General features: G+C 36.7%; 13 protein-coding genes and 1 other RNA gene. 6 read left to right on the top strand and 8 right to left on the bottom strand.

The window, feature by feature from the left end; translation table 11 throughout:
- Positions 1–208: 208 nt before the first annotated feature.
- The 4 genes from extO to UMU13_RS06820 form a co-directional block, all read right to left on the bottom strand.
- Positions 209–1,450, bottom strand: a complete 1,242-nt coding sequence (gene extO, locus UMU13_RS06835; RefSeq protein ID WP_328218026.1) for a selenite/tellurite reduction operon b-type cytochrome iron-sulfur cluster-binding subunit ExtO — start codon at positions 1,448–1,450, stop codon at positions 209–211.
- Positions 1,395–3,230: a selenite/tellurite reduction operon c-type cytochrome ExtM gene (gene extM, locus UMU13_RS06830; RefSeq protein ID WP_328218025.1), complete on the bottom strand. Its 1,836-nt coding sequence runs from the start codon at positions 3,228–3,230 to the stop codon at positions 1,395–1,397. The genes extO and extM overlap by 56 nt, the downstream gene beginning before the upstream one ends.
- Positions 3,231–3,292: 62 nt before the next feature.
- Positions 3,293–3,732, bottom strand: an RNA gene (gene rnpB / locus UMU13_RS06825) — RNase P RNA component class A.
- A 67-nt stretch (positions 3,733–3,799) separates the two neighbouring features.
- Entirely contained in the window at positions 3,800–4,429 is a 630-nt protein-coding gene (locus tag UMU13_RS06820; RefSeq protein ID WP_442902138.1) for an endonuclease III domain-containing protein, read from the bottom strand.
- A 63-nt stretch (positions 4,430–4,492) separates the two neighbouring features.
- Here UMU13_RS06820 and UMU13_RS06815 point away from each other — a divergent pair, with 63 nt between their 5' ends.
- From UMU13_RS06815 to UMU13_RS06790, 6 genes are all read left to right on the top strand, one after another.
- Entirely contained in the window at positions 4,493–4,855 is a 363-nt protein-coding gene (locus UMU13_RS06815; protein ID WP_328218024.1) for a hypothetical protein, read from the top strand.
- 270 nt (positions 4,856–5,125) lie between these two features.
- A complete protein-coding gene (locus UMU13_RS06810) occupies positions 5,126–6,313 on the top strand; it encodes an HlyD family secretion protein (protein WP_328218023.1) in 1,188 nt (395 codons plus the stop codon).
- Positions 6,310–8,115, top strand: a complete 1,806-nt coding sequence (locus tag UMU13_RS06805; RefSeq protein WP_328218022.1) for an ATP-binding cassette domain-containing protein — start codon at positions 6,310–6,312, stop codon at positions 8,113–8,115. Before UMU13_RS06810 ends, UMU13_RS06805 begins: the two co-directional genes overlap by 4 nt.
- Positions 8,105–9,223, top strand: coding sequence for an ABC transporter permease (locus tag UMU13_RS06800; RefSeq protein ID WP_328218021.1), 1,119 nt, complete (start codon positions 8,105–8,107; stop codon positions 9,221–9,223). The genes UMU13_RS06805 and UMU13_RS06800 overlap by 11 nt, the downstream gene beginning before the upstream one ends.
- Positions 9,220–10,326, top strand: coding sequence for an ABC transporter permease (locus UMU13_RS06795; RefSeq protein WP_328218020.1), 1,107 nt, complete (start codon positions 9,220–9,222; stop codon positions 10,324–10,326). Before UMU13_RS06800 ends, UMU13_RS06795 begins: the two co-directional genes overlap by 4 nt.
- Before the next feature lie 58 nt (positions 10,327–10,384).
- A complete protein-coding gene (locus UMU13_RS06790) occupies positions 10,385–10,978 on the top strand; it encodes a lytic transglycosylase domain-containing protein (RefSeq protein ID WP_328218019.1) in 594 nt (197 codons plus the stop codon).
- Here UMU13_RS06790 and UMU13_RS06785 read toward each other — a convergent pair.
- From UMU13_RS06785 to nadD, 4 genes are all read right to left on the bottom strand, one after another.
- Positions 10,962–11,471 carry a 3'-5' exonuclease gene (locus UMU13_RS06785; RefSeq protein ID WP_328218018.1) on the bottom strand — a complete coding sequence of 170 codons (510 nt, stop codon included), beginning with the start codon at positions 11,469–11,471 and terminating at the stop codon, positions 10,962–10,964. The two genes, UMU13_RS06790 and UMU13_RS06785, sit on opposite strands and share 17 nt — an antisense overlap.
- Positions 11,468–11,653, bottom strand: coding sequence for a hypothetical protein (locus UMU13_RS06780; RefSeq protein ID WP_328218016.1), 186 nt, complete (start codon positions 11,651–11,653; stop codon positions 11,468–11,470). The genes UMU13_RS06785 and UMU13_RS06780 overlap by 4 nt, the downstream gene beginning before the upstream one ends.
- 97 nt (positions 11,654–11,750) lie before the next feature.
- On the bottom strand, positions 11,751–12,110 hold the full coding sequence (gene rsfS, locus UMU13_RS06775; protein ID WP_328218014.1) for a ribosome silencing factor: 360 nt from the start codon (positions 12,108–12,110) through the stop codon (positions 11,751–11,753).
- Positions 12,110–12,748, bottom strand: coding sequence for a nicotinate-nucleotide adenylyltransferase (nadD, locus tag UMU13_RS06770; protein WP_328218012.1), 639 nt, complete (start codon positions 12,746–12,748; stop codon positions 12,110–12,112). The genes rsfS and nadD overlap by 1 nt, the downstream gene beginning before the upstream one ends.
- Between the last annotated feature and the right edge of the window lie 3 nt (positions 12,749–12,751).

Below are 12,751 nucleotides of genomic sequence, written 5' to 3'. Positions count from 1 at the left end.
CTCATATTTGACAACATAACTGGCTTATATCAAATATTTTTATTGGCATAAGACAATATCAGCATATTGCATTTCCCTATAATACCTATTAATATGCTTTTGTTTGAAATAAAAAGATAAAAAATATCGGTATGAACAAGTGTGCTTTAAATTATCAGGCGTAACCAAATATTTTAAAGCTTAAAAATTAACCTATGATTTGAATAAGCTACAATACATTCAATAAATTATTCCATTTCTTAAGCTGAAAAGTTTTATTATCTATATATAATTCATGGATACTTCTGTATTCCTCAGGTGTCACAGCTCTTCCGCCAAAAACATGAGCATTTTTCCCGTTTTTAAACGACTTAAACGGCATGCCGTCTTTTTCCGGCATAAATATTCTGGATTCGTTATCATAAATAAGAAAAGCTTCTTTGTTTTCATGACATGTAGGACACAATCTGGTTGCCTTCCTGGTCGTATGTGGAGCAAAAACCCGGTAATCGTAAGAAAGCACCTTGTTTTCAAGCAGAGCATTCGCATTGCGAATTAAAGATAAGATGTTGATAAACATTGGTCTGATGGGTGCGTATATACCATCCTTATTCAGACCTATATGAGGTCTTCTGTTGTATCTCTTATAACTGCTTTTTCTGTAATCTTCGCTGGGAGACTTAATCCATTTAAAATAATCTTTTCTGGCGTCTCCTTCAAACTTTATCCAGAATGTTCCGTATTCCACAGGTGTCCATGCTGCATGACATGTGGAACAGGCCATTTTTTGCAAATGAGCATCAATGGAATGTTCAAGCACGTCCTTATCAGGATTATGGCAGTCTCTGCACACTTTGCTGGACGGCTTGCCGGAAGCCAGACTTTTCATAGAGTGACACTCCCCGCAATCCATACCCTTTTCATAATGAACATCAGGCAACATCTTTTGGTGGTATTTCCCTGCAACTTCAAACCCCCTTTGATACCTTTCATGGTCTTCCCTTATACCAAGCCCGGTGTAATCTGCTCCGATATAATAATCATTATGGCACTTCAGGCAAATACCCGTTTTCGGTTCAGTTATTGTATGCGGAGTACTGTTTTCCGCATGACAATCCACACAGCTGCTCACATGACATCCTTCACAATTTTTTCCAAAAAACTCAGGGTCATACTGCTCAAAAATATCCTTCACATAACGCTTTTCTTTATACCTTGTATGCATGGGGGATTTTAACATTCCCTTATATTCTTCATGACATTTAAGGCACCCTTTTGCATTGATTTCAAAGTCAGCTGCCAATGCATAATGATCACCTCCGGGCTCGTGGCATTCAATACAGTTAAGACTTTCGTGACTGACGGAAACAGCTATCTTCTTATGACATTCTTCACAGTTTTCTTTTGCATAGGCACTACTTGTTAATATTAACAAGATCCCTGTGAATATCGTCATTAAGTATCTTTTCATAATCAATCTTTTCTCCATAAATATCATCATGTGCCTTTTCATGGCATGTAATACATAAATTGGCCTTGATCATTGATTTTATAACATTCTTGCCCATTAAGTCACTCTTATCACGCACAATTTGAGAAAATTTCCTCAACCTGCCGTTTTTCATACTGTACAAAGCGGTCAGTGGATTACCGGTCTTATCACACAATATGGAACTTGTAATGTTTTCTTGTTTAGTCGATATAATAGCTTCACCAAAACCGGCAAAAGTTAGATTCATGTGGCACTCCCGACAGGAAACAGCTTTTTTGCCTGTGTTGTGACCGTAAAAAGGTGCAAACTTAAAATTTTTCCCATTTTTAAAATTAAAAATATAATCGTCTTTTGACTTTTTTCCGTTTTCCTCAATAACAGTTAACAGCGTCTGACACCCCGGTGTAACCGGAGAAATTTTCCCCTTTTGATTTAAAGCGAGGGGAAAAGGATAATAAAGCCTGATATCTTCTTTCTCGCTGAATTTTCCTTTCGTAACTTTGCCTTTTATCCAATCCATGGATTTTTCCCTTTTGTCATAGATGGTATGGCAACCGTAACACTGAACCACCATTTTGGAATGGCACGTGTAACACTCCAGTCTGTCATGTCCATAAACCTGATGTTCATCAGTATTTATAATTATGGGAATTTCCAATAATTTACCGCTTCTTTTCAGCATAAGATAGTATTTACCATCTTTTTTAAATACATTGCTGAACATATTCCCTTTATCTGTTAAAACCATTTCAGTGCCAAACGCTATTTGCCTTGCATAATACTTGCTTTCATACAAAGGAGCTGCATTTTCTGTAGTTATTCTCTTTGTTTCGGGCAATTTATTCTCATTACCGTGACAGCTCGCACAGCTGATTTCAATCTGGTTATACATATTCTCGTAAACATAACCGTCACCCATTAATTCCCTTGAAGTATGGCAGTCTATGCATTCCATACCGGCACGCTTATGGATATCAGCCGCGGTATGTCTTATATTGCGGACACCACTCATAATCTCCGGGCCGGGATAAATCCCGTTAAGTGGAACCAGAGAATTATTGCCGTCATATTTGCCGGCGTATGACAAAGCAATACGTCCGCTTCGGTTGTGGCACCTGAGACAAACATCATCACCGGGCAATGTATTCATTTCGTGTGATTTGGCATAGGGTTTTTCACCCATTAACTTTTTGTCACTTCCTAAATACTTCCCGCTTTTATCGTGGGAATAATGGCATGCTGCGCAGCCAGCAGAATGATGGGCTCTATAGCCTTTCATTCTGTCAAAACCCACATGACAGGCAGAGCAGAATTTTCTGTAAAGCTCATCAGCCATTTTTTCACCATTTGCTATAGGTTTAATATCAAATTTTTCTCCTTTTGCATTATAACTTACGATATCTGTGGTGGAATAAAGTTTTCCGTTGAAGTCATTCCAGGCCTTTTGAGTATTTTTAATCATACCTGTATTGGTAAACATGATTGTTGTTTTAACACGGTCTAACTGGTACTGATGACAATTCCCGCATGTTTTATCCCATACAGCAGGATCAGAGGGATTTCTCCCCCCATACATACCATTATGTGCCTCATCCTTTTTTTTAGCGGTATTATCTCCACTATGACATTCAATACAGGCAAACTGATGATTCTCCGAAGGCGCCTCAATACCCTCATGGCATGAAACACATGTGGAAGCTGAAACATGATAGGCAAATACAGCAAAAAAAAGAATAAACAGATATTTTAAAAAGCTCAATTCAACCCCTCTCTCACCATCTCCCTACCTCACTATTTCACTCTCACACAATAAAATAATAGCAGAAGAGAAAGTCTGTAAGCCGGGTTCTGTCGGGGATGACCATTTCTCTGGGACGACCGTTGCCGGCCGACTCTAGCAGCCTACCCGTGAGCCTCGGACGAGCAGCCCTCAAACGCTCACCTATTTGGCCTTGCACCGGATGGGGTTTACCATGCGTTACCTGTCACCAGGCAACCGGTGGTCTCTTACACCACCATTTCACCCTTACCCTGCCACTAAATGATGAAAGACGTTTTATAAATTATTTCATAACGTCTAAAATATTTAATCAATATTTCCAACATCATACTTTATTCATCATTTAGTGGCAGGGCGGTATATTTTCTGCGGCACTTTCCCCGCCTCACAGCGGGTCGGCGTTACCGACCATCCTGCTCTGCGGTGCCCGGACTTTCCTCCCCGCCACTAAATGATGAAAAACGTTTTATAAACTATTTCATAACGCCTGGAATATTTAATTAATATTTCCAACATCGTGCTCTATACATCATATAGTGGCGGGGTGGTCATCCGACCTTCTCTTCCGCTTTGTACTCACAAATATATGCCAAAAAACACTCTTTGCAAACCGGTTTTTTTCTGCAGAATTTTTTTGCATGCTCCACAATCAAACCATGATATTCTGCATACAAATACACATCTGCCGGCAGAGCATTCTCAAAAATAATCTGAAGTTTATCGTAATCACTCTCTTCTGAAATGCCAAGGCGGCTCACAATCCTTTTTGTATAAGCATCAATAACAAAAACGGGATGATAACCACAATACAGCAAAATGGAATCAGCGGTCTCTTTTCCTATTCCTTTGATATTCAGCAGCTTATCCCTTAAATCAGCAGTGTCCATTCTTTTCAGCAATTCAAAGTTTCCATTAAACTCTTCATTTATAAAACGACAAAACCTTATAAGAGTGGAGTATTTCTGATTGTAAAATCCGGCAGGTCTTATCATCTGCTTCACCAAATCTTCTTTCTCATGAAGAATTTTAGCATAATCCAGCATATTGTTGTTTTTGAGATTATTTAATGCCTTTTCAACATTCAGCCAGTTTGTATTCTGGGTCAGAACAGCCCCCGCAATAATTTCAAAAATACCCTCGGCAGGCCACCAATTTGTTTTGCCGTAATAATCTTCCAATTTTGTATACAGTTTATAAATTGTTAATTGCAACTTTATATTCCCTCATGGTATAAATTTAATATGGACCTATCACAACTGGAAACCGAAATCAATAAAATGAAAGCCGATACACTCTCAATGTACGGGAATAAAATTGAGCTGACACGTCAGTATATAAAAAAAGAAAAAAGATTAATCAGGAGAAAAGAAAAAATCCTTTCAAAAGTTGAATCAAAACTTCAAAAAAAATTAAAAAGAAAAAAAAAGAAAACTTTAAAAAAACTTCAGGGAAAACTTCAAACGGATATTCAAAATCATAAAAACCAATACAAAAAGCTTCAAAATCTGGAAAATAAATTCATCGATGAATATAAAGAGCAGAGGGAAGCTCTCGGATTATACGACCACTCTTTTGTCGATAAATACTTTAATAAAGACAGTTAATCACAGCAGCAGGAACAGCATGCGTAATGGGTAAAGACCGTAATGCGTAATAAGAAACGTTTAAAGTTCTAAGTTCAATGTTCAGGGTTCAACTTTCAGTGTTAAATGCCCAATCAACCACTACACAAATTAACCAATATACTAATACACTATTCAACAAATTTCTACTTCTCCATTTCACTATCTCACCAATAAATTGGGACAGCCGTAAGCTTCCCTTAAAAAAATCCTTTTCCCGTGCTATAATTAATTATTTATAAGGAGGTTAAATTGGGGAAAAAGGCGTTACTAACCGTCTTTATTTTAATTTTTATCGTTATTGTAAGCGCTGTTCTTTTCGACTATCACAAACAGCCTCCTGGCAACATTCTTGAAATAAGTGGTCGAATTGAAGCTGATGAGATAGATTTGGGATTCACAATGCCCGGTAAGGTAAAAGAATTTGTAAAAGATGAGGGAGACCTGCTGAAAAAAGACGAATTTGTTGCAAGCCTTAACTCCGAAGGGCTGAAAGCTAAAGTCAAGCGGTACAAAATTGAAATACAAAATGCAAGGAATATTCTTAAAACCAAGAAGGAAAAGTTGGCATCATACCAATTAAATCTCGAAAAACTTATAATACAACGAGATTTACTCACAAAAAATATTGAAACCGGTATAAGAATTGCAGAACAAAACTTAGAAAGCGCAGTAAAAAAACTTAGTGCAGAAAAAGCTGCCTATGAAAAAATAAAATTCCATCTGGATAAAATAGAAAAAGATTATGAAAGAATTTCAAATCTTTATAAAAGAGGTGCTGTTTCTAAACAAAAATATGATGAAATTTTCACACTGAAAAATATCACAAAAAGTGAGTTGGAAGCTCAAAAAGCACTGATATCAATAGCTGAAAGCGATATTGAAAAAGCCAAAGAGAATCTTAAGCTTGCAAAGTCCAGAAAGGACGAAATCAAGGTTTTGAATAAAGAGATAAGCTCAACTGAAAGCAGAATTTCTGTAGCAAAGCAAGAAATAAAAATTGCAGAAAACAATATCATTAAAGCAGTACAAGCTTTTAGAGAAGTGGAAGACAAACTCTCTGATGCCACATTAAAATCACCCGATAATCTAATCATTATGGAAAAATATGTAAATGAAGGTGAGATTGTTGCCGCGGGTCAGCCTGTTTTATCTTCATACAACCCTGAAAATAAGTATTTCAGAGGGTACCTCCCCGAACCTGACCTTTCAAAAGTAAAACTTGGAGACACAGGATATCTGAAAGTAGACGGACTTCCCGATGAAAAATTCCCGGTTAAACTGATTTATATCAGTGATAAGGCTGAATTTACTCCGAAAGAAGTTCAGACAAAACGGGAGCGTGTCAAACAGGTTTTTTTAATAAAAATGAAAATTGCGGATGATAAAAATATATTAAAGCCGGGGATGCCGGCTGACTGTTTTATCAATATCAAATGAAGATTGCAGAAATAACTGATTTATCTAAATCTTACAAAAAGAAAAATGCAATAAACCGACTTTCGTTTTCAATAGAGGAAAACTCCCTTTTCTGTATGGTGGGTGCAGATGGAGCAGGAAAATCCACAACATTAAAAATCCTTGCCGGAATACTTGACTTTGACAAAGGCAGTGTAAAGGTATTTGGTGAAGATTTCAAAAACAAACGCAAAGCTGAAAGATTCAAAGACAAAATAGCTTTTATGCCTCAGGGGCTGGGTCAGAATCTGTATCACAATCTCTCGGTGGAAGAAAATATCGACTTCTTTGCAAATCTGCACGGGCTGAGAAGAAAAGAGATAACGAAAAGAAAAAATAAGCTTTTGAAAATAACCGGCCTTGAGAAATTTACACAAAGACAGACTTTTAAACTTTCCGGTGGAATGAAACAAAAGCTTGGAATTTGCTGCTCACTAATTCATCTGCCAAGGCTTATAATACTTGACGAACCCACAACTGGGGTGGATCCTATATCACGAAGAGAGCTTTACGGGCTCCTTAACGAATTCATTGAAAATGAAGGGTTAACCGTTATCGTGTCCACAGCTTATATTGACGAAGCCGAGCGCGGTTCGAAAATAGCGGTAATGCATGAAGGTAAAATTATTTTTCTGGGAAAACATGATGATTTTTTAAAAAAAGCGCCAAACGTTTACAGTTATTCCCGGAACGATTTCCTGCAAAAATACAGCAGACTTGAAGGTGATAAATATAATTTTATTAAATTGGGAAAAAACAGCTTCTCATACAGCCCTAAAGCAGAAAACGGCATAATAGAAAATTCCACCAAAAAAAGTGCCGGGCTGGAAGACACTATACTCAGCACAATAGGAAGCAGAAAACTGAATTTTTCATTTTCATCTTCAAAATCGGATAAAGACAAAAAGCAGATATGCAGTATTGAAAATATAAGCAAACGCTTTGGTAACTTTTATGCACTGAAAAACATTACAACGTCAGTTCGAACCGGAGAGATTTTCGGTCTGCTGGGTCCCAACGGCGCAGGTAAAACAACTCTGATAAAAATAATACTCGGACTGCTGACCCCGACAGAGGGAACATTTCAAATCAATACTCCAAGTTCAAATATTAAGGAAAATATTGGTTATATGTCCCAAAAATTTTCACTGTACGGCGACTTGACCGTTTATGAAAATATCTACCTGGCGGGATCCATCCGAAAAATACCATCCGACAAACTGAACAAAAAAATAGATGACTTGCTGCAGCTGGGGAATTTACATAATTATTCAGGCGATATTGTGGATAAACTCCCCTTAGGCATCAAGCAGAGACTCGCCCTCATGACATCAATTATACATGATCCGGTTATAATATTTCTTGATGAGCCCACTTCAGGTGTAGATCCTTCAGAAAGAGACACATTCTGGCAGCTTATCAGATATCTTTCCTATGAAAAAAACACAACCGCTATAGTGACTACGCATTTTACCGAAGAATCTGAATACTGCGATGAAATCAGTCTGATGAGCGGAGGTGAAATAACAGGAATGGGTCCGCCGGAATCGCTTAAAAAGAAAACAAAAGAGATTGCCGGCGAACCGTATGAAATAGAAACAACAAATCCGTTCAAAACAGCGGCAAGTTTGAAGAAACTAAATATAAAAACGGATATTTTCGGCAGTAAAGTAAAATTTTTCGTAAAAGATAAATCCATCCTTCCTAAAATAAATTATAATTACAAAAAGGGAGAAATTACAATGGACGATGTATTTGTGAGTATAACCCAAAATGAATATTAACAAGATGGCAGCTGTTTACATCAAAGAACTTAAAGAGTTGCGAAGGGATAAAATTTCCAGGATAATGGTATTTTTCATGCCTATTACCATCCTTATAATTTTCGGTTACGGAATGGCTATGGATGTGGAAAATATTCCCTTTTCCGTGCTTGATTACGACAAAAGTGTCTTGAGCAGAGAACTTGTATCCAAGTTTTCACAAAACAAGCGTTATTATTCATTTAAGGGTTATGTCTCATCCCAGGATGAGGGCATTAAACTGATTGACAAAGGCAGGATCAGAACACTGATTGTAATCCCGGAAAATTTTTCCGATAATTTAAAACAAAACAGGAGTGCTAATATTCAAATTATGGAGGACGGGGTCTTCCCGTACAGAGCTTCCGTATCCTCAAGCTATGCCGAGGCCATAGTATCAGATTTCAATCTGGATATTTTGGAGAATAAAGGTATTAAATATTCCCCCCTTAATCTGAAAGTCAGATACTGGTTCAACGAAGAGATGAAACAGAAATATGTGACAACTTCCGGTGTACTGGCAATCGCCCTGTTTCTCGGCTCTGCCATGATTTCATCACAGCTCATTGTAAAAGAAAAGGAGTCAGGCTCCATTTATAATATATACACATCTTCCATTTCAAAGCTGGAGTTTATCTTAAGCAAACAGATGTTCGGATTTACAATTTTCGTGATAAATTATCTGATACTGTTTTTACTTATCATATTCCTTTTTCAGGTTCCGTTTAAAGGTAATTTTCTACTTTTCACACTTTCGTCGATGATTTATATACTTGTCTCAACTGCTTTGGGAATACTAATATCCACTTTTGTAAACACACAGGTTACCGCAGTCGTTGGAACAGCAATTATATGTATTATTCCGGCTTTTCTCTACTCAGGCTATATTGCACCCGTCAGCTCAATGACAAACGAGGCATACGTCGTGGCTCATCTTTTTCCCACATACTATTACCTTAATATTGTCAAAATGTTCTTTTTAAAAGGCGTAAATATGAAACTGTTTATTAATCACTCAATTATACTTATTACTTTTTATTTTGCACTCATTGCGTGTTGTGTGTTGAGATTCAGGAAGTATGAAAAATGAGACTGTTTGTACTTATTTACAAAGAGCTTTTACAGTTCGTCAGAAATAAAGGTCTTTTTATTTTTGTAATTTACCTTTTTACTGCAGACCTTTATATCTCTGCAAATGGTATAGACTTAACCCTTAAAAATGCCAAATTTTACGTGGTTGATGAAGATATGTCTGTAATTTCCCGGCAAATGATATCTGAATTCACAGAGCCCTGGTTCAGTTTTCAGGGGTACTTACAGAACAAAGATAAAGTTGAAAATCTGCTTATGCGTGACATGGCAGTGGGTGTTATTGTTATCCCCGAAGATTTCAGTAAAAGCATCAAATCGGGAAAAACACCTGAAATAGCCATGTTTATAAACGGTACGGAAAGTACTTCCGGCTATCTTTTCAGCGGTTATGCAACAAGAATCTTAAACGATTTCGTAATTGATTACACAGGCATAACCGACTCAACAAGAGACCCGCCCGTCATTAACATAAGAGAGAGATTTTTATACAACCCTAATGCCGACAGCAGAATATTTATGACAATCACCGAGCTTTTTTCTGTGATTACACTTCTGGCATTGATACTCCCAGCCTCAGCAATCACCAGGGAGAAGGAAAACGGTAATATCGAAATGATTATCATCTCTCCGTTAAAAATGCAGGAATTCCTACTTTCAAAAATTATTGCGATGAGCCTTATCACCATAGCCGGTACAACGGCGGCAACCTATCTTATAATTGAGGGTATTCTCAATGTTTCTTTTGAGGGAAGCTTTATCCTTTTTCTCCTGCTCACCAGTTTTTATGTATTCACAGCTTCAGGCATATCCATGCTGATTTCTTCTATATCAAAGAATATGCTTCAGGTGTCCCAAATTACCATAATGGTGCTTCTTCCTATGCTTTTTCTATCCGGTTCCTGGACACCATATGAAAGTATGCCAGTCTTATTTCAGAAACTCACTTATATTTCCCCGCTGAAATATTATTTAGAAGGATCTTTTGATGTGATTTTAAAAGGTTTAGGCTTTGAATATGTCTTCACAGATTTCATTGGAATAACCCTGCTGGGTATCCCCACGTTCATCGCCGGAGCATATTTTCTGGTAAAAAAGATATAAAAAGATCCGACAGATTCATAGATATTGACTATGCAGTCATTATGTGAAATATTCCGATATGCTCACAAAAATATACAAAACAATTCTTTATGCATTCTTAATTTTTATTTTAACAATAAATGCATGTTCATTTCTAACGACTTTTAACCCAAAATCGCTTATCAATCCGTTTCATCTGAAAACCCGGACAATCAGCTGCTACCTGTTAAGCAAACATATTATTTTCAAATCAGGTATTTTTCTAAACAAAGCATCAAAAAAAGAAATCATATCTTTAATTAACACTTACTCAAATAAATATAATGTAGATCCGGAGCTTATAAAAATAATGGTGGAAGTGGAGTCGGAATTCAATCAGTTTGCAATTTCACGCACGGGGGCAATGGGTTTGATGCAGATAATGCCGGCTACATTTAACGATATGAAATATACCGATCCTTTTGATGCAGAGCAAAATATTGCTGCAGGCGTTAAATACTTTTCAATACAAAAAAGAACTTTCAAAAAGCTGGAGCTGGCGCTTTCTGCCTATAATGCTGGTCCTTCGCATGTCCATAAAAATCATTCTGTTCCTGATTTTATAGAAACAAAGAGTTATGTCTCAGAAATCATGTCTAAATACAGTAAATTAAAGCCTATTGATTCTGATTGATTTCCTTCTGAATGTTAAAAAGATCCCCGACAGTATCAAAGCTCTTATTTGCCTGGTAGATAATCTTATTGAAAACCTCAGCTGTCGCCAGAGCATCACCGAGGGCCGTATGTCTTCCTGTGCAGACCACATTATAAACATCAAACAGATAATCAAGGCTTACGTGTGTATCTTTTCTTACAATGGCATTTGAATAGAGAAGCATAGTGTCAATTGTATAATTTTCCAGTTTGCACCCGAAAAATTCTCCAAGCTCCTTATTTATCATTTTTACGTCAAAACCGATATGATGACCGACAATAGGATCATCAGAGACAAACTTCAGGAATTCCGGCATCACCTCAATTGCTATAGGCTTATCTTTTACCATATCATCGGTAATCCCGTGCCAATCTATTGAAGAAGGAGGAATCTTCATCTGTGGATTAATAAAAGCGTTATAAAAATCAACTATTTTAAAATTCTTAACTTTGACTGCAGCTATGTTAATCACTCTTGCATTGCTATTTCCAGACCTGTGGTCTCAGTATCCACCACGGAAAATTCGGCATCCTGAATCAGCTCTTCAAGGCTGCGGTTCTTTCTAACCATTTCACACAGCCTGAGAACGTAAGAATTAACAGGATCAGTATTCTTATTATATATATTCTTTTTAAACAAAAATTTTTCTATCATAATATTGCAATTCAGCCATTTAAGTATTTATGGGTAATTATAGGATAAGCAGAATATTTTTCAAGGAAAAACATTGTTTTATTGAAAGAAAAAATTGTTATTTGCCTAAATCCATATTCTCAGAAGTTATCTTTTCGCATGCTCCCCATATTGATTCCAGATGATAAAACTCCCGGGATGCGGCAGTCATTATGTGAACAATTATCTCACCATAGTCCACACATATCCATTGGGAATTTTCTTTGCCTTCAACAGCTATATATGAAACTCTTTTCTTCTTCATCTCTTCAATCAATGTTTCTGCAAGAGCCCGGCCGTGAACTTCAGAATTTGCGGTACAAATTAAAATATAGTCTGCCAGAGAAGAAACTTCATTGATTTTAAAAGCTACAATATCCTCTCCTTTTTTCTCATCAAGCAAACCGACAATCTTTTTCAACAACTCTCGTTCTTCCATTATACCTCCAAATATAAATCATTTTTTTCAATATATTCCGAAACCTCTTTGGGCAGAAAAAATTCAAAATTTTTCTCTTTTAGATTTTTTCTTATCTCAGTGCTGGATATATCTATTTCACGCATCGTATGCAGTACAATCCTTCCTGCTTTGCATCCTTCAAATGTATCTTTATGTCTAATTATTTTTAACAATTCTTCAGGAATTTCCATAAACATCTTACTAAAAGGCATCTCTTTTCTGTTTACCACAATAAAATTTGCCAGGTCAAACAACTCTCTCCAGTTATTCCAGGTATTTATTGTGGCAAATATGTCACTTCCTGCAATAAAAAAAAGCTGATCATCAGGGAATTTTTTTCTGAAATACATCAAAGTCCTATAGGTATAGGAGACACCTTTCTGGTTAATTTCATAATCTGAAACCTGAAAGTGTGAATCAAGGCTGCTCACGGCACTTTTCACCATATTAAACCTGTCTTTTGCACCAGTGGAACCTAAATTTTTATGCGGCGGAATCTTTGAAGGAATGAAAATAAATTCATCCATTCCGAATGATGAATATACATCCCTGGCTAATTTTATATGCCCTATATGAATTGGGTTGAAAGTCCCCCCGAAAAGACCGATCTTTCTCAAATA

The sequence above is a fragment of the Flexistipes sp. genome, from assembly GCF_036172515.1.
Lineage (GTDB): Bacteria > Chrysiogenota > Deferribacteres > Deferribacterales > Flexistipitaceae > Flexistipes.
Note: the sequence above shows the minus strand (reverse complement) of the source record. Positions and strands in the feature narration are given on the sequence as shown.